The organism is Flavobacterium sp. YO64, assembly GCF_004119505.1.
Taxonomy (GTDB): Bacteria; Bacteroidota; Bacteroidia; order Flavobacteriales; family Flavobacteriaceae; genus Flavobacterium; species Flavobacterium oncorhynchi.
This window is the reverse complement of record NZ_NRQV01000002.1, coordinates 204,870-221,907: the sequence shown is the minus strand read 5'-3', so window position 1 is coordinate 221,907 and position 17,038 is coordinate 204,870. Positions and strand designations below refer to the sequence as shown.

Here is a 17,038-nt window from a genome sequence, read left to right as displayed (position 1 = left end):
CGCAGATTTAGGAGATTGAGCAGATAATTTTAATAAAATCTGCCGAATCTGCCGAATCTGCTAAATCTGCGAGAGACATAATTTATCACAGATTTCAAAATCAGTTTAATCCCTATAATCTGTGGCTAATTTTTTTTATAATATTTGCTCCCGATAGCTATCGGGATTGCGTAAAACTTTGCGACCTTTGCGGTTAGAAAAAAACACTGCAAAATGCTCAAAATTGCACATCGAGGTGCCAAAGCCTACGAACCTGAAAATACTTTACAAGCTTTCCAAAAAGCCTTAGACCTAAATTCAGATGGAATTGAGTTAGATGTTCATTTATCTTCTGACGAACAAATTATTGTAATTCATGACGAAACCATTGACAGAACAACAAACGGAAAAGGTTTAGTAAATTCGTTTTCTTTAGCTGAGTTAAAATCATTTTTAATTGATGGGAAATACCAAATCCCAACTTTAAATGAGGTTTTTGATCTGGTTGATAAAAAATGTCTCATCAATATCGAATTAAAAGGTTTGGCAACTCCCAATAAAGTTGTTGCATTAATTGAAGAATATATTTCAGAAAAAAACTGGAATTACAATAATTTCATCATTTCAAGTTTTGATTGGAATATGCTGCAGGAAACTTCAAACCTAAATCCAAATATCCCGATTGGTGTTTTAACAGAAGAAGATTTAAGTAAAGCTTTGGCTTTAGCCGAAAAAATAAAAGCAAAAGCTATTAATCCTGATTTTCAGTTATTGAATACAGAAAATGTGAGCGAAATACAAAAAAAAGGTTTTCTCGTTTTACCTTGGACAGTAAACAGCAAAGAAGACATTCAAAAAGTAAAAAATTATAAAGTAAACGGAATTATCTCTGATAATCCAGACAAAATATAAAAGTAAAAAATAGCCCCAGATTGAAGGATTAGCACAGATTTGTTTGCCACGAATTACACAAATTTTCACAAATTTCAACATGATAAAATAATTCGTCGAAATTTGTGTAATTCGTGGCGAAAAGAAAAAATCCTATAAATCAATGTAATCTGTGGCAAAAAAAATTAGTGCCAATTCGCATAATTCGTGGCAACCAAAAAAAATATGATCAAAAATTTCGACATAATCATCGTCGGCGGAGGCGCTGCAGGTTTTTTTACCGCAATTAATATTGCAGAGAAAAATCCGAAACTAAAAATTGCCATTTTAGAAAGAGGAAAAGAAGTTCTTTCTAAAGTCCGCGTTTCCGGTGGTGGACGCTGCAACGTTACTCATGCTTGTTTTGAACCAAACGAATTGGTTAAATTTTATCCTCGTGGAGAAAAAGAACTTCGCGGGCCTTTTCATCAATTTTGTTCCGGAGATACAATCGAATGGTTCGAAAAACATGGTGTAGAATTAAAAATAGAAGAAGACGGCAGAATGTTTCCTGTTTCTAATTCATCTCAAACCATAATTGACTGTTTCCTAAAAGCAACCGAAAAACTAGGGATAAAAGTATTGACTGGACAAAGCGTGCAATCTATTTTCAAAAAAGAAAATCATTGGAAAATCGATACACAAACTGACAATTATGCTGCCGAAAAATTAGTCATGGCAACAGGAAGTAATCCAAAAATATGGGAAATGCTACAACAACACGGACATGCTGTTGTAAGCCCAGTTCCTTCCCTATTTACTTTCAACATAAAAGATTCTAGAATAAAAGAATTACCAGGCGTTGCCGCACAAGTTACCGTAAACGTAAAAGATACCAAACTGGAATCAACAGGACCTTTGTTAATCACACATTGGGGAATGAGCGGGCCGGCGATTCTAAAACTTTCGGCTTGGGGCGCACGCATTTTACATGATAAAAATTATCAGTTTACCATTTTTGTCAATTGGTTGAATGATCTTGATTTTGAAGATGCAGAAAAGATCCTAAAAGACTTGAAACAGGAACACGCTAAAAAAGCAGTTTCAAAAAAATCTCCTTTTGACTTTCCGAATCGTTTGTGGGAAAGTTTAGTTCTAGCTTCGGGTATTGAAGTTGAAACCAAATGGGCGGATTTATCTAAAATTCAATTACAGAATTTAACCACACAGCTTACAAAAGCCGAATTTAAAGTAAACGGAAAAAGCACTTTTAAAGAAGAATTTGTAACCGCGGGCGGAATCGATTTAAAGGAAATCAACTTTAAAACAATGGAAAGCAAAATTCATGAAAACCTTTATTTTGCTGGCGAAATTGTAAATATTGACGCTATCACCGGAGGTTTTAATTTTCAGAATGCCTGGACAAGCGGGTTTATTCTAGCTCAAAATATGTAATACAAAATGAAATTTAAAGGAATTATTTTTGATTTAGACGGAACACTAGTCGATTCACTGCACGATATTTCAGATGCAATGAATACAGTCCTTGAAAGTCTAAATTATCCAACGCACACTTACGAAACGTATCAATATTTTATCGGAAGCGGTTTGCGAAATCTTGTTAGTAAAGCACTTCCTTCAACAAACAATTCCGACGAGCAGATCGAAATTTGTTTTGAAAGCATGATTAATGAGTACCGTGAAATCTGTACTTTGAAAACCAAACCATACGAAGGCATTGTCGAACTATTAGAAAATCTGACTTCGCAAAACATCAAAATGGCAGTTTTCTCCAACAAAGCTGATGAATTGACAAAGAAAATAGCCTCTGAAATATTTCCAAATTATTTTGATACCGCAGTTGGTTTAAGCATCGAAGAACTTAAAAAACCGAATCCCTTTGAGGCTGTAGAAATCAGCAAAAACTGGAATTTAAAACCTGAAGAAATTCTGTTTGTAGGCGACTCAGATATTGATATGCAAACGGCAGTAAATGCTAATATGTTCCCTGTTGGTGTTTCCTGGGGTTACAGAACCGAAGATGAACTCAAAACAAGCGGCGCAAAATTGGTTATTAACAATGCTTCAGAATTAATTGAGATATTATAAATCATGAATGCTGAATTACAAAAACAAATACTATCAATCGCTTCGTTTTCTGAAAATGAAATCGAAATGATTGCTTCTTGTTTTGAATATGAAAGTTTTAATGCTAAAGAATATCTTTCGTCAATGCGAAAAATCAGCAATAAGATTTTCTTTATTGTTGAAGGCTTAGCACGAGTTTATTATCTGAAAGATGGAAAAGAAATCACAACTTATTTAAGCTGCGATGAAGGTTTTATCGCTTCGTATTCCAGTTTTATAAATCAATCTCCTTCTTTTGAAAATATTCAATGTATAGAAGATTGCGAAGTACTTTCGATCACTTTCGAAAAAATGCAGTTTCTGTATCACGAAATTCCAAATTGGGAACGCGTTGGAAGAATTTTAGCCGAACAAAATTATCTATGCATGGCAAATCGTGTTTTAAAACTGCAAATGATTCCGGCAAAAGAAAAATATCTTACTTTTCTGGAATCGGCTCCAGCCAAAATAATTCAGCGAACACCTTTAATTTATATCGCTTCCTTTCTCGGAATTACACCAGAATCTTTGAGTAGAATTCGCCAAAGTATTTCTTAACATTTATCAAGTAGATTAAGAAACCAAATTCAAATCTTTGTCAATATTAAAATTCAAGAAAATGAAAAATATTGCCAAAGACGTTTACCAAATTCCTTTATTTCCAAGAAATGCTATTAATTGTTATGTAATTGAAGATGTTTTGATTGATGCCGGAATTCGAAGTTCTGCCCACATAATTCTAAAAGCTCTAAAAGATAAAACGATAACCAAACACGCCTTGACTCACGCACATGCAGATCATCAGGGAAGCAGTAAACTAATCTGCGAAACGCTAAATATTCCTCTTTTATGCAGTAAACCGGAAATGACAGCTGCAGAAAATGGAAATGTTGTTTTCGAATACCCAAATCCGAATCATTTTATTTCGAAATTTCAAACACAATTCTGGGCAGGAAAAGGGCATCACGTTTCTGAAATATTAAAAGAAGGCGATAAAATTGGCAGATTCACAGTTATTGAAACTCCAGGACATTCCAGCGGACATTTGTCCTTTTTTAGAGAAAGTGATGGTGTTTTAATTGTGGGTGATGTGATGATCAATATGAATCTTTTGACAACAAAAGTCGGCTTACACGAACCGCCTCAGTTATTTACCTCTGATAAAGAAACGAATAGAAAATCCATTTTAAAATTAGCGGCTTTAAAACCTAAAATACTTTGTTTTGGACACGGCCCTATTTTAAAAAATAATGGAGAGTTAGAAAGATTCGTTCGAAAACTCAAATCGCAACATTAACAAGAATTTACATGTTCTGTAAGTTTTCATTAAGAGTATTCTAATAATTTTACTTTCAACTAAATACCACTAGATGAAAGTAAAATTACTTACCACAATTTCTTTTTTGACTTATCAAATTTCTATTTCCCAAACCGAAAAACTACTTCAGGGAAAAGTTATTTCTAATAATTCTCCTCTCAATAAAGTTGAAGTAATAAACAAAACAGCGCAAACTAGTACAAGAACAAATGAACGTGGAGAATTCTCGATTCTAGTAAAAGCAAAAGACAGCTTACTATTCTTCTCTAAAGATTATCTATTCGCACGGTTGAAAATTACCGCAAAGGAAATCGAAACCAATAATCTTATCATAGATATGATTCCGAAAGCGGAAGAATTGAATGAAGTAGTTATTTTAGACAAGAGAACTACCTCAATTAAACTGAGTAAGGAAGAAATATTGCAAATTAAACTAAATTCGCACAAACCGAAACCAGGATTAAAGATAGAAGGTTATCACGATTTTGGGCCCAACCCCTATGCTCCCGATTTCGTCTATCTCGGCAAGCAAATTTACTACCTATTAAAAAAAGAAGATGAAAAACCTAAACCAAAAATCAAAAAAATAGAATTTGTTCAACTAATTAGAAACACTATAAATCCCGATTTTTTTGACAAAGATTTAAAACTAAAGCCAGAAGAAAAAGAATTGTTTCTACAGTTTTGTGATGCTGATTCTCAATCTAAAATAATTTCAGAAAATCCTAATATCCTTTCTATAACAGATTTTTTGAATGCAAAAAATGAAGAATTTAAAAAGCTGAAAACCGAAATTAAAAACTAAAGTTTGATGAAACTAAAATTACTTACCACAATTTCTTTTTTCACTTATCAATTTAGTATTGCTCAGACCGAAAAAGTGCTTCACGGAAAAGTGCTTTCTCAAAATCTAGCTCTGAAAGATGTTGAAGTCATTAATAAAACAGCACAAACTAGTTCAAGAACAAATGAATTAGGAGAATTCTCGATTTTGGTAAAAATGCAGGATAGTTTAATTTTCTATTCGAAAGATTATTTATTTACTAGATTAAAAATCACCACCAAAGATATTGAGAACAACAATCTCCTCGTTAAGATGGTTCTGAGACCTGAAGAATTGAATGAAGTTATAATAAATAAGGTCGAATTTGATAAAATTAAGATTAGTGCTGATGATGTTGCAGATGTATTAATTAGTAAAAATAACAAAGATTTATTCTGGAATACAGGAGTTAGTGATAATTCAATTAGAGAAGCACTTCGAGTTTCATTCCCTTTAAAAGGTAAACAGAAGAAAACAATTGAAGTTGCCGACGACCGTTTTAAGAAACTGGTTATTGCTGCTTGTCCTTCAGATTTTTTTCTAAAAAATCTCAAAATAAAACCTGAAGAAAAAGAGCTTTTTATTGATTTTTGCGACTCAGATCCGAAATCCAAAACGCTTCTCGAAAATCCAAATGTTTTAGCTGTTATGGATTTTTTGTATGCTAAAAATGAAGAATTTAAGAAACTTGAGTAAGTTGAATCATTATATAAACGTGAAACCTCAAACAAAATTCTACTTATTCAACCACCAAATACTAGCATTTAAAACCGTTGCAAACGCAACCCAAGCTAAATATGGAATTAATAAATAACCTGAAATTTTATTGATTTTGGAGAATTTCAAATACGTTTCGTAAATCATAAGCCATAAAAGAACAATCTCGATTAAAGCCAAAAGCGGATTTTTTAATCCGAAGAATAAATACGACCAAATTGCATTGAGCGTTAATTGAATCAAAAAGAAAAGAAGCGCTGTTTTTACCTTTTCGGTTTGTTCCTTTATTTTGTCCCAAACTAATCCCGCTGCAACTGCCATAAAAATGTAAAGCAAAGTCCAAACAGGCATAAAAATCCAATTTGGCGGATTAAAAACTGGTTTTACAATCGTTGGATACCAACTTTCAACACTTGGTCTTGTTACCGTACTTGCTGAATATCCCACTGCCAAACAAACGATTAAGGCTAATATAATCTTAACTATTTTATTCATTTCATTAAATTTTGTATTCAAAAATAGTCAAAAGAAAAGTTTAAACCATATAAGTACTATAAGTTCATTTTAGTAAAGCCGATTTATATTTTCTCATATTACTTATATGACGAAAAAATTTAAAAACTATCTTTGCCAAAATTTTATAATTCATGTTTACAGCAGCTGATTTTATTCCAAATCCATATACTTCAACAATCGAAAACGGAAACTTTGAGTGGAGCGCTCCCAGCAATATTGCATTAGTAAAATATTGGGGGAAAAAAGACAATCAAATTCCGGCAAATCCATCGGTAAGTTTTACTTTAAACAATTGTAAAACAATTACGAAATTAGGGTTTTCTAAGAAAAGCGCTTTGACTCCGCCCAACGTGACAAATGAATTTTCTTTTGATTTACTTTTTGAAGGAAAACCAAAGGAAGATTTCAAACCAAAAATTCAAAAGTTTTTAGAAAGAGTTGAAGTTTACCTGCCATTTTTGAAAGATTATCATTTTACGATTGATACACAAAATACATTTCCGCACAGTTCCGGAATTGCTTCATCGGCATCAGGAATGGCGGCTCTGGCAATGAATTTTATGAGTTTGGAAAAATTGCTAAATCCTGAAATGACTGATGAATATTTTTATCAAAAAGCTTCATTTTTGGCTCGTTTAGGTTCAGGAAGTGCCTGCCGAAGTGTAAAAGGAAAGGTAGTTGTTTGGGGAAACCAATCTAATATTGAAGGAAGTTCTGATTTGTTTGGGGTTGAATTTCCATACACGATTCATGACAATTTCAAGAATTATCAGGATACTATTTTGTTAGTTGATAAAGGCGAAAAACAAGTCTCAAGTACAGTAGGTCACGATTTAATGCACAATCATCCTTATGCTGAAAGACGTTTTGCTCAAGCTCATGAAAACTTAGATCAGTTAATTTCGATTTTTGAAAGCGGCAATTTAGACGAATTCATTAAAGTTGTTGAAAGTGAAGCTTTGACTTTACATGCGATGATGATGACATCGATGCCGTATTTTATTTTGATGAAGCCAAATACACTTCAAATCATAAATGCAATTTGGAAATTCAGAAATGAAACCCAGATTCCGGTATGTTTTACACTTGATGCCGGCGCAAATGTACATGTACTTTATCCCGAAAACGTTACCGAAAAAGTGCTTCAATTTATTCAGGAAGAATTAGTTGTATTTTGTCAGAATCGTCAGTACATTTGCGACAAAATTGGAGAGGGCGCTATTGCATTATAATTTTCCGTATCTTTAATTTAAATTTTTAGTTATGGACATTCAATTAGAAAAACGCGAAGCGATGGAGATGTTGAAAGAAACAGATGATCCTTCAATCATTAAGGCAGTTGCAAAATTGCTTAGAAAAAACAAAAAAGATTGGTGGGATGATTTGACAGATCAACAAAAAGAAGACATAGCTCAAAGTGAATTAGAATTTGAAAGAGGAGAATTTACAAGCTATGAGGATGTTATGAAAAAGTACAGATAGTGGATCTTAAAGTAAGTTTTTCAAAAACAGCAGAGAAAAATTTAGATTCAGTTTTAAAGTTCATTGAAGCAAGATGGTCAGAAAAATCAAAAAAGATATTTATCATCAAATTTGAAAAAGCAATTTCAATAATGATGATGAATCCAGAAATTTTTCCAAAATCATCCGTAAGCAAGAAATACCGAAAATGCGTTGTAACAAAACAATCGAGTATATTATATAGTTTTAGTGCTAATGAAATAAGGATTCACAACATTTTCGACACCAGACAAAACCCAAATAAAATAAAGAAAGACATAAAATAAATCATGAAAGGACCCTTATTTTACTCAAAAATATTACTCTTTGGAGAATACGGAATTATCCGCGACTCTAAAGGACTTTCTATTCCCTATAATTTTTACAACGGAGCATTAAAAAAGTCTGAAGAACCTTCGGCCGAAGCTATTGCATCAAACAGAAGTTTAAAAAGCTTTGCCTCTTACCTTGAAGTTTTGCATGTACAGCAGCCTGAATTGGTTACTTTTGATTTAGACACTTTAAAAAATGATGTCGAAACCGGAATGTACTTCGATTCTAGTATTCCACAAGGTTACGGTGTTGGAAGCAGCGGCGCACTTGTAGCAGCAATTTATGATAAATATGCTACAAACAAAATCACGGTTTTAGAGAATTTAACTCGCGAAAAATTATTGCAGTTAAAAAACATATTTTCACAAATGGAGAGTTTTTTCCACGGAAAAAGTTCTGGTTTAGATCCGTTAAACAGTTATTTGAGCATTCCAATTTTAATTAATTCTAAAGATAATATTGAAGCAACGGGAATTCCAACTCAAAGTTTTGACGGAAAAGGCGCTGTATTTTTATTAGACTCTGGAATTGTTGGCGAAACTGCGCCGATGGTTAACATTTTCATGGAAAACCTAAAAGACAAAGGTTTCCGTACGATGCTTAAAAACCAATTCGTAAAATACACAGATGCTTGCGTAGAAAATTTTTTACATGGAGACATGAAATCATTGTTTACCAATACAAAAAAGCTTTCTAAAGTGGTTTTAAATAACTTTAAACCAATGATTCCTGAGCAATTTCACGGAATTTGGCAAAACGGAATTGACACCAACGATTACTATTTGAAACTTTGCGGTTCTGGCGGCGGCGGATATATTCTTGGTTTTACTGAAGATTTAGAACGTGCAAAAGCCTCTTTAAAAGATTATAAGCTAGAAGTAGTTTACCAGTTTTAAGTTTAATTTTCTTAAAAAGCATAATTATTTGAATACACTTTCCTAATATTTAATCCTAAAAAAGTTACTGAATATGAAAAGTATTTTAAAAATTATCAAAGCAACTTTTTTAGGAGGAATTCTATTTTTAGTGCCTTTAGTTGTATTACTGATTGTATTAGAAAAAGGATATGTCATCGTTCAAAAAACCACACTCCCTCTTGTAAACAGCTTCCCTAAAGTAAATGTTTTAGGAATTGCCATTCAAGAGCTTATTGGAATACTGATTATAATTCTTATTTGTTTTGTTGCGGGAGTATTGGCAAAAACGGCAAATGCTAAAAAGTTAGTTCAGAAACTAGAAGATGGTATTTTGAGTTTCGTTCCAGGTTATTCTTTTATGAAAAGCATGAATGAAAACATTCTAGGATTTGAATCTAATGAAGACTTAAAAGTAATTTTAGTTCCTACTGATGCAGGTTTGCAATTTGCTTTTTTAATAGAGCAGGTAAATGAAAATCAATTTACAGTTTTTATTCCAGACGCACCAAATCCGTGGAGCGGATCAGTAGTTTTTGTTGAAAAAAAAGATATTACAGACATTCAAATTACACAAAAGCAAGCTCTAGCCTGTATTCGAAAATTAGGTTATGGCTCTAAAGAATTGTTAAAAAACAAACTCTAAATTTCAGAATCAAAAAATAACTTTTAACTTCCCCTAAATCTAATCAATCCCCTTATAACTCATGTTAAGCAGACAACACAAACTTTTATTAATGAAAATTGTAAGTTTGTTCTCTGTGGTTCGTGGTTACAACATTCCGATTATTATTCTGGCGCAGTATTTATCAGCAATTTTTATTTTAGCACCAGAAAAAAGAGCACTCGACATTCTGCTTGATTTCAATTTATTTCTAATAGTCTTTGCATCTGCCGTAACAATCGCCTCAGGTTATATTATTAATAATTTTTATGACAGTCAAAAAGACTTAATAAACAGACCCAACAAATCAATGCTGGATCGATTGGTCAGTCAAAAAACCAAATTATCAGTCTATTTTAGTCTAAATTTTTTAGCCGCTTTAATGGCTTTTATTGTTTCTTGGAGGGCTTTTTTATTCTTTTCTGCTTATATTTTTATAATCTGGTTTTACTCTCATAAAATAAAAAGATACCCCATTATAGGCAATTTAACTGCTGCATTTATGGCTGTTATTCCTTTTTTTGCCATTTTATTGTATTTCTACAATTCGATTTCATTTGAAGAAATTGAGAATCACAGAAGCCATTTCGCCGTAATTTCGGCACACGCAATGTTCTTGTTTTTACTGCTTTTGATTAGAGAAATGATAAAAGACTTAGAAAATCTAAAAGGAGATTTAGCTAATAATTACCATACAATTCCAATTATTTATAACGAAAAAGTATCTAAACAGATCATCACTATTTTGACGTTTTTAACGGTAATTCCGGTTTATATTCTAGTCAATATTTATGATGTTGGCTACATGGACATTTACTTTTACACCTGTTTTATTGTTTTGCTTTTTTTCCTGCTTTATCTGTGGAAATCAAATTCTAAAGAACAATTTTTATTGTTACATAATGTTTTAAAATTCTTGATCGTATCGGGAGTTTTTTGCATTGTTTTGATCAATCCAAGTGTTTTGTGGCACGGACGTGAATTGATCTCTAATTACTAAAAGTTAATTCAAACAGGTTTAAATTCGAAATCTATTTATTTTCCAATTCAAAAAATAAAATATGCGGAACGAAAAATAGGAAATTTCAACTAAAAAAAGCTGCGTATTATGCTTTAAATCAACTAAAATTTTATTGCTATTAATCTAAGAACATAGAACTTAAGATTAATTGGGCAGAAAAAACTATCTTTGCACAAATTACAGAATTTATGAACAATAAGGAAGGCAATAATAAAAGAGGCGGATCTAGACCAAACAGCTCAAGATCAAACTCTAGCAAGCCAAAACCTCCTATGGCGAAACGCGCTCAAGGGCCGAAAAAAGTGAAGCCTGAAGTTAAAGCGGCACAAGAAGCTGCGGAGCAAAAAATTAAGAAACAAAATCAGGCACCAAAAAGACAGAAAGCTTCTGATGAGATTCGTTTGAATAAATATATCTCAAACTCAGGGGTTTGCTCTCGTCGTGATGCTGATATATATATTCAGTCTGGAAACGTTAAGGTAAACGGCGTTCCAGTTACAGAAATGGGTTATTTAGTAAAATTAAATGATGTTGTAAACTTTGATGGTGTTACTTTAACTCCTGAAAAGAAAGAATACATTTTATTGAATAAACCTAAAAACTTTACAACTGCGCTTGATGAAGGGCAGGAATATCGTAACGTTCTAGAGCTTGTTCGTGGTTCTACGACCGCAAAAATTGCACCTGTAGGAAGAATGGACAAAAATACAACAGGATTATTGTTGTTTACAAACGATACTGATATGATCCGTAAATTTACTTTACCAAGTCAGAAATCTTCAAAAATCTATCAAGTTTCTTTAGATAAAAATCTAAAATTTGAAGATTTAGAAAAAATCAGCAAAGGTTTAGTTCTTGACGGGCACCGTGTTTTTGTTGAAGAAATAAGCTACATCGAAAAAGAAGCAAAAAGTGAAGTAGGTCTTAAACTACGTTCATCAAATGTAAAAGTGGTTCGTGCCATTTTTGAACATTTTGATTATGATGTGCTTCGTATAGACCGTGTATCTTTTGCAGGCTTAACGAAAAAGAATTTGCCAAGAGGAAACTGGCGTTTCTTAACCGACCAAGAAGTTATCAATTTGAAAAATGCTTAACACATCTTTCAAAAAGGTTTAAAAATATTAAATCCTGTTTTACTTTGTAAGACGGGATTTTTTTTAGAATGCAAAAAAGTTATGTCCAAAAAGTGTAAAAATAGATCTTCCTATATTTTGGTTTTTATCCTCAACATTTTCATAACATGAAAATCCTAAAATTATTTTGATTCCCGGCTGAATACTGTTTAAGATATCTCTTTTTTGCTCTTCTAATAGTAATTTTAAACTATCCAGTAATTGCAGATTATTTTTAAGATACGAGATAACTAAAAGAGCTGAAAAATTAAGAATTTCTCGGGCTGTTTCGCTTTTAATACCAACTTCATTCGAAATCATTTCAGAAATCCTTCCCTTTTTATTGGTGAAAATTTCTTTCAGCAAAGCATTTCCTTCTATACGGTAGCAGTCATCTACTGATAATATCCGCCCTGAATTGAAATCTACTTCCTGATAAAAAGTCGAATCATCTTCAATAAGCGATACAATATCTTTATAAAAACCAGATTCTTCAGCTTTATTGTACAATCCCATTAAAACTGTACCTATTGAAACATCGATTCCTTTTATTAAAAGTGCATCATTTTCAAAATAAAATTTGTTAAGCTTTGAAACAACATTAGAAGAAATAAAACGTCTAAGTTCAATTTGTAGGTTTGGGGTCATACTATTAACTTATTTAAAAAATAATTATTTAAAGTCATTCAAAATAATCGACAAAGTGAGGCTTTTTATCGTTTATCGTGATAAAAATATAAAATATTCTAACATATCCAAAAAATTAGTTAAAATTTTACCGATGACATTTATACGCATTTATAAAAAACAGCGCAAGTCTCAATAAACATAAAGCCTTGAGAAGCAAGCTAAAAAATAAAATTTTAAGAAAATAATCGATAAAAATTAAAAAATAAGAAAAAGCTTAAATAAATTTTAACATTTAAAACAATAGCGAACGATTCTGCCAAACTATCGTTATGAAAATACCTAGATAAATCATACAAAACATAAAGTTTATAAAACTAGAAGCTAAAAAACCAAGAAGTGAACCCGTCGCCGCTTTAAAAGCACGTTGATGATTTTTAGAATCATAAAGCATTTCTCCTACTAAAGCACCAACAAAAGGACCAATAATTACACCAAACGGAATAGGCGCAAGAATTCCAACCACCAGCCCAATATTAGTTCCCCAAACTCCGTAAGAACTGCCCCCAAATTTTTTGGTTCCCTTAGCAGGAATTATATAATCTAAAACTGTAATAATTACGGTCAGCAGCAATGTAATTCCTAATACCCAATAATTATTCTCAACAGCTTTCGTTAAATACAATAAAAGCAGACCAACCCAACAACTTGACAAACCAGGCAAAACAGGTAAAAAACTTCCAAAAATGCCAATGATTATGCATATAAAACCAAGCGTCAACAATAATAAATCCATATATATTTTTTTGTAATTTTGTGCTTACAAACTTGCAGCGAAATTAGTAAATGAATCGTCTCTCACAATTTATTGTTTTTTTAGTTCTGTTTTTTTCAATCAGCATAAGTTTATGCGCACAAACAAAAAAACTTTCACCTCAAGATCAATTTCTTCAGGACAGCATTTATAAAAGTAATAAGAAAAAAGTTCAAAATTTCTCTATGAAAGAATTTGATACGCTTTTCTTTGAATTTTTTAATCGAAAAAACGATCCTAATATTGTTCTAAGTAAAACGGAGTTTTATAATTACACCGTAAGAATTGCCGCTTTTTCTGATCGACTTGCTCACTTATATCCTGAACAAAAGCAAGTTGCAGAACAAAACAAAGAAAAATGGCTTTCAGAGCGCTATGAAGATTATCTTGAATACAAAGCTTCTCAAAAAAAATAATCGTATTTTTACACCCTATTTTTCATTGTTCAATACAACGTCATAATCTTGAAACATTTTTTCCTTCTTTTAATTATTCTTTTTTTTAATTCTTGTCAATATTTTGAGAAGCAGGTTCCGTCTGAAAAAGAATTACTTCAAAAAGAATTAAAATCTATAAACTGGAAAGAAGTTGACGAATATCCAACGGTGGCCGACTGTGAAAAAATCACCGATAAAAAACAACGCCAAAAGTGTTTTTTTGATGTTATGTCAACCTTGATTCAAGAAAAACTAAACGTTGACAGCTTATCTATTATGTATCCTGAACTTGATACTATTGAGGTAAAAGTAACCATTTTTCCAAATGCTGTTATGAAATTTGAACCTCAGTTTCCTAAAGATTCTGTCGCTTACGATACTATAAAAATTGACAGCATTCTTCATGCACGTTTAGTTAATTTCCCAAAAATAAATCCTGCTATAAAACGCGGTATTCCAGTAAAAACACAATTTATTTTACCTGTTATTCTTAAAGCAAAAGATGAGAAATAGTTTTCTCTAAATAAGTTTTAGCTTCTAAATCGTCTATCTTTCCATTCATACGATCCAAATAAGCTGTACAAAGCTACTGTTGAACTAAAAAAAGGATATAGCAAACTGCTTAACAAAAGACTTTTAATTCTCTTTTTTGATAAAAATTTATTGGTTGTATAAAGCAGCACAAAATCTACTGAAAACTTAAAAAAAGCAAATAAAACAAATATGTAATAGGACCTAAATCCAAAAAGGAAGTAGAAAAAACCAATTACAAAACTTAGATTTCCAAAGAAAACAATTAAACCCAAAAACTTTCCAAAACTACTTTTATAAGAACTTGTTTTAGCTGCCCAGCGTACCCTTTGATAAAACAAAGATTTCCAAGTTTCAGTTGGTTTTGTGCTTACAATTGCTTCTTTAGCTTTTAGATAACGAACCTGGTCTGGGAATTTTTCAATCGCTTTTTGAAGCAAAAAAACATCATCTCCGCTGGCAATTTTATCATTCCCTTCAAAGCCATTTAGCTGTTCAAATATTGATTTTGTGTAGGCAAAATTAGCTCCATTACACATAAAACCTTTATTCAAACCAAAACTCCCAATAGTTGCACCCTGTAAACTGGTTAAATCTAATTGCTGAAAATCATGTAAAAATGAATTCTCGCATTCATACGTAACCGCTCCTGCAAGCATTGAAACTTTATTCTCCTGAATATAATTATCAAAAGTTAAAAGCCAGTTTTCAGGCACCATGCAATCAGCATCTGTTGTAATAACCCAATCTGTTTTTACATGCTGTATTGCGGTTGTAATCGCATCTTTTTTTGGAGAATTCGATATTCTGATGTTGCCAATTACTGAAACTTGAAACCTGAAACTTGAGACCTGAAACTTTTCCTCTGAACTATCATCGACTAAAATTACTTCGAATAAATCTTTTGGATAATTTAGCTTTGAAAAACTCTGCAGAAGATATGGAAGATTTTCTTTCTCATTTCGAAACGGAACTATAATCGTAAAGCTTGTTCTTGGACTTAAATCTGTTTTTTGATATTGCTTTACTTTAAAAAAACCATAAACAAGTAAATAAATGCTAAAAGTGTAAATTGCTGCTATCGAGAATAACGCAAAAATCATTCTGCTGTTTTGGTCTTAAAATTCAGCACGAAATAACTTCCTAAAACAACTGGCAAGACAACATTTAAAAACCACATTAACGTGCTGATAAAAATTACAATCCATTCGTTTACGCCCAGAATTCCGAAGAAATAAATAGCAACGCTTCCTTTTACAGCAAAATCTAAAAACTGAAATGTTGGCAAAGACGAAGCTAGAAAATAAACAGAAGTAATAGCTGCCATCAAAGTTAAATAAGGCAGATCGACATCAAAACCTAAAAACAAAAAGTAATATTGATGTGAAAAAACCAAATAACGGCAAATTCCTAAAAAGATATTTCTTTGATGAACCGACTTTGGAATTTCATTGATTTTATGAATCAGTTTTTCAATCGAATATCCTTTTACTTTTATTTTTTTAATTGAAAACAATAGAATCAAAAGCAGTACAAATCCGCCAAATAGAATTAGAACGGTTTTGGTGGTGATAACATTAAACTGAGCATTGAAATACAGCAATCCGAAAATTCCAAAAATGATCGTTAAAATCATTTGGATTCCGTTGCAGATTAAGTTCAAGAAAACTACTTTTTTTGCATCAGATTTTGGATAATACAATGCTTTCCCTGCGTACTCTCCCACTCCGTTTGGCGTAAAAATTCCAGCTGTTAAAGCGGCCAAAACCTGTTTTGTAGATTCGTAAACCGAGATTTCATGAATTACTTTAGCCAGATTCTGCCATTTTAAAATTTCAAAATAACGATTCAAAACGCTTAAAAGCAAAATAAACGAAACCCCTAAAACCGACTGATTTTTTTTGAACAAAACAATAAACTTATTCCAGTCTAATTTGTCATTGTTAGCCAGCTGATTGTAAATAAAATAAAATGCGCCGCCTACAATCAAAAGTTTGACCAGAAGAACAAGGAATTGCTTAGCTTTGTGAGGAATTGAAATCATGCCGCAAAAGTAATCAATTTGGAAATGTGGCAATTTGAAAATGAGAAAATGAATCGTTTTGATTTTCAAAAAACTTGAAACTTGAAACTTGAAACAAAAAACAATTGACAAAAGAACGCATCATATTAGGTATTGACCCTGGAACCACAATTATGGGTTTTGGATTGATAAAAGTTATCAATAAAAAAATGGAGTTTTTGCAATTAAACGAATTGCAATTGTCCAAATACGACAATCATTACCAAAAATTAAAAATCATTTTTGAACGTACCATAGAATTAATCGAAACGCATCATCCAGACGAAATTGCAATTGAAGCGCCTTTCTTTGGCAAAAACGTACAATCGATGTTAAAATTAGGACGTGCACAAGGCGTCGCAATGGCAGCAGGACTTTCGAGAGATATTCCGATTACTGAATACGAACCAAAAAAGATAAAAATGGCGATTACTGGAAACGGAAATGCCAGTAAAGAACAGGTTGCCAAAATGCTGCAACAGCTTCTAGGTTTAAAAGAATTACCTAAAAATCTAGATTCAACAGATGGTTTGGCGGCTGCAGTTTGTCATTTCTTTAATTCAGGAAAAGTCGTTGCGGGGAAAAGTTATTCGGGCTGGGATGCTTTTGTGAAACAAAATGAGGAACGAGTGAAAAAATAGTGATCAGTGGTCAGATTTTTAGTGATCAG

Annotated in this window: 22 protein-coding genes; 17 read left to right on the top strand and 5 right to left on the bottom strand. The window is 32.1% G+C overall.

From position 1 onward, the window contains the following. Nucleotides 1-213 precede the first annotated feature (213 nt). From BOW57_RS02345 to BOW57_RS02315, 7 genes are all read left to right on the top strand, one after another. Nucleotides 214-891: a glycerophosphodiester phosphodiesterase family protein gene (locus BOW57_RS02345; protein ID WP_129052909.1), complete on the top strand. Its 678-nt coding sequence runs from the start codon at nucleotides 214-216 to the stop codon at nucleotides 889-891. Between the two features lie 204 nt (nucleotides 892-1,095). Next, nucleotides 1,096-2,304, top strand: coding sequence for an NAD(P)/FAD-dependent oxidoreductase (locus BOW57_RS02340; protein WP_129052908.1), 1,209 nt, complete (start codon nucleotides 1,096-1,098; stop codon nucleotides 2,302-2,304). Between the two features lie 6 nt (nucleotides 2,305-2,310). Continuing rightward, the gene (locus BOW57_RS02335) at nucleotides 2,311-2,958 is read left to right on the top strand and encodes an HAD family hydrolase (RefSeq protein WP_129052907.1); all 648 of its coding nucleotides are present in this window, start codon (nucleotides 2,311-2,313) and stop codon (nucleotides 2,956-2,958) included. Between the two features lie 3 nt (nucleotides 2,959-2,961). Then, a complete protein-coding gene (locus tag BOW57_RS02330) occupies nucleotides 2,962-3,534 on the top strand; it encodes a Crp/Fnr family transcriptional regulator (RefSeq protein ID WP_129052906.1) in 573 nt (190 codons plus the stop codon). A gap of 61 nt (nucleotides 3,535-3,595) precedes the next feature. Further along, entirely contained in the window at nucleotides 3,596-4,273 is a 678-nt protein-coding gene (locus BOW57_RS02325; RefSeq protein ID WP_129052905.1) for an MBL fold metallo-hydrolase, read from the top strand. A 73-nt stretch (nucleotides 4,274-4,346) separates the two neighbouring features. Further along, nucleotides 4,347-5,099 carry a carboxypeptidase-like regulatory domain-containing protein gene (locus BOW57_RS02320; RefSeq protein ID WP_129052904.1) on the top strand — a complete coding sequence of 251 codons (753 nt, stop codon included), beginning with the start codon at nucleotides 4,347-4,349 and terminating at the stop codon, nucleotides 5,097-5,099. A 6-nt stretch (nucleotides 5,100-5,105) separates the two neighbouring features. Next, nucleotides 5,106-5,813, top strand: a complete 708-nt coding sequence (locus tag BOW57_RS02315; protein ID WP_129052903.1) for a hypothetical protein — start codon at nucleotides 5,106-5,108, stop codon at nucleotides 5,811-5,813. Between the two features lie 39 nt (nucleotides 5,814-5,852). Here the strand turns inward: BOW57_RS02315 and BOW57_RS02310 are convergent, their stop codons facing one another. Then, nucleotides 5,853-6,329 carry a TspO/MBR family protein gene (locus tag BOW57_RS02310; RefSeq protein WP_129052902.1) on the bottom strand — a complete coding sequence of 159 codons (477 nt, stop codon included), beginning with the start codon at nucleotides 6,327-6,329 and terminating at the stop codon, nucleotides 5,853-5,855. Between the two features lie 152 nt (nucleotides 6,330-6,481). Here BOW57_RS02310 and BOW57_RS02305 point away from each other — a divergent pair, with 152 nt between their 5' ends. The 7 genes from BOW57_RS02305 to BOW57_RS02275 all read left to right on the top strand — a co-directional run bounded on the left by BOW57_RS02305 (nucleotide 6,482) and on the right by BOW57_RS02275 (nucleotide 11,879). Beyond that, nucleotides 6,482-7,582: a diphosphomevalonate/mevalonate 3,5-bisphosphate decarboxylase family protein gene (locus tag BOW57_RS02305; RefSeq protein WP_129052901.1), complete on the top strand. Its 1,101-nt coding sequence runs from the start codon at nucleotides 6,482-6,484 to the stop codon at nucleotides 7,580-7,582. A 31-nt stretch (nucleotides 7,583-7,613) separates the two neighbouring features. Continuing rightward, on the top strand, nucleotides 7,614-7,832 hold the full coding sequence (locus BOW57_RS02300; protein ID WP_089057363.1) for a hypothetical protein: 219 nt from the start codon (nucleotides 7,614-7,616) through the stop codon (nucleotides 7,830-7,832). Further along, nucleotides 7,832-8,137 (top strand): type II toxin-antitoxin system RelE/ParE family toxin, encoded by a 306-nt coding sequence (locus BOW57_RS02295; protein ID WP_129052900.1) that lies wholly within the window; start codon nucleotides 7,832-7,834, stop codon nucleotides 8,135-8,137. The genes BOW57_RS02300 and BOW57_RS02295 overlap by 1 nt, the downstream gene beginning before the upstream one ends. Before the next feature lie 3 nt (nucleotides 8,138-8,140). Continuing rightward, nucleotides 8,141-9,079, top strand: a complete 939-nt coding sequence (locus BOW57_RS02290; RefSeq protein ID WP_089052480.1) for a mevalonate kinase — start codon at nucleotides 8,141-8,143, stop codon at nucleotides 9,077-9,079. A gap of 73 nt (nucleotides 9,080-9,152) precedes the next feature. Beyond that, the gene (locus tag BOW57_RS02285) at nucleotides 9,153-9,743 is read left to right on the top strand and encodes a DUF502 domain-containing protein (protein ID WP_089052479.1); all 591 of its coding nucleotides are present in this window, start codon (nucleotides 9,153-9,155) and stop codon (nucleotides 9,741-9,743) included. Between the two features lie 61 nt (nucleotides 9,744-9,804). Further along, nucleotides 9,805-10,761: a geranylgeranylglycerol-phosphate geranylgeranyltransferase gene (locus tag BOW57_RS02280; protein WP_089052478.1), complete on the top strand. Its 957-nt coding sequence runs from the start codon at nucleotides 9,805-9,807 to the stop codon at nucleotides 10,759-10,761. A 209-nt stretch (nucleotides 10,762-10,970) separates the two neighbouring features. Then, nucleotides 10,971-11,879, top strand: coding sequence for a pseudouridine synthase (locus BOW57_RS02275; RefSeq protein ID WP_089052477.1), 909 nt, complete (start codon nucleotides 10,971-10,973; stop codon nucleotides 11,877-11,879). Nucleotides 11,880-11,942: 63 nt separating this feature from the next. On the opposite strand, the gene BOW57_RS02270 is transcribed toward BOW57_RS02275, so the two are convergent. After that, nucleotides 11,943-12,545, bottom strand: coding sequence for a DUF937 domain-containing protein (locus BOW57_RS02270; RefSeq protein ID WP_089052476.1), 603 nt, complete (start codon nucleotides 12,543-12,545; stop codon nucleotides 11,943-11,945). Between the two features lie 274 nt (nucleotides 12,546-12,819). Then, nucleotides 12,820-13,320 carry a DUF456 domain-containing protein gene (locus tag BOW57_RS02265; RefSeq protein WP_129052899.1) on the bottom strand — a complete coding sequence of 167 codons (501 nt, stop codon included), beginning with the start codon at nucleotides 13,318-13,320 and terminating at the stop codon, nucleotides 12,820-12,822. Nucleotides 13,321-13,523: 203 nt separating this feature from the next. Here BOW57_RS02265 and BOW57_RS02260 point away from each other — a divergent pair, with 203 nt between their 5' ends. Together BOW57_RS02260 and BOW57_RS02255 are read left to right on the top strand one after the other, a co-directional pair. Continuing rightward, nucleotides 13,524-13,754, top strand: a complete 231-nt coding sequence (locus BOW57_RS02260) for a hypothetical protein (protein WP_129052898.1) — start codon at nucleotides 13,524-13,526, stop codon at nucleotides 13,752-13,754. A gap of 48 nt (nucleotides 13,755-13,802) precedes the next feature. Then, entirely contained in the window at nucleotides 13,803-14,288 is a 486-nt protein-coding gene (locus tag BOW57_RS02255; RefSeq protein WP_089052473.1) for a hypothetical protein, read from the top strand. A 17-nt stretch (nucleotides 14,289-14,305) separates the two neighbouring features. Here BOW57_RS02255 and BOW57_RS02250 read toward each other — a convergent pair whose 3' ends face one another. Together BOW57_RS02250 and BOW57_RS02245 are read right to left on the bottom strand one after the other, a co-directional pair. Next, complete coding sequence (locus tag BOW57_RS02250; protein WP_129052897.1) at nucleotides 14,306-15,409, bottom strand: glycosyltransferase; 1,104 nt, start codon at nucleotides 15,407-15,409, stop codon at nucleotides 14,306-14,308. After that, nucleotides 15,406-16,350, bottom strand: coding sequence for a lysylphosphatidylglycerol synthase domain-containing protein (locus BOW57_RS02245; RefSeq protein WP_129052896.1), 945 nt, complete (start codon nucleotides 16,348-16,350; stop codon nucleotides 15,406-15,408). Before BOW57_RS02245 ends, BOW57_RS02250 begins: the two co-directional genes overlap by 4 nt. Before the next feature lie 104 nt (nucleotides 16,351-16,454). On the opposite strand from BOW57_RS02245, the gene ruvC reads away from it, so the two are divergent. After that, the gene (ruvC, locus tag BOW57_RS02240; protein WP_089052719.1) at nucleotides 16,455-17,009 is read left to right on the top strand and encodes a crossover junction endodeoxyribonuclease RuvC; all 555 of its coding nucleotides are present in this window, start codon (nucleotides 16,455-16,457) and stop codon (nucleotides 17,007-17,009) included. The last annotated feature ends 29 nt before the right edge of the window (nucleotides 17,010-17,038 follow it).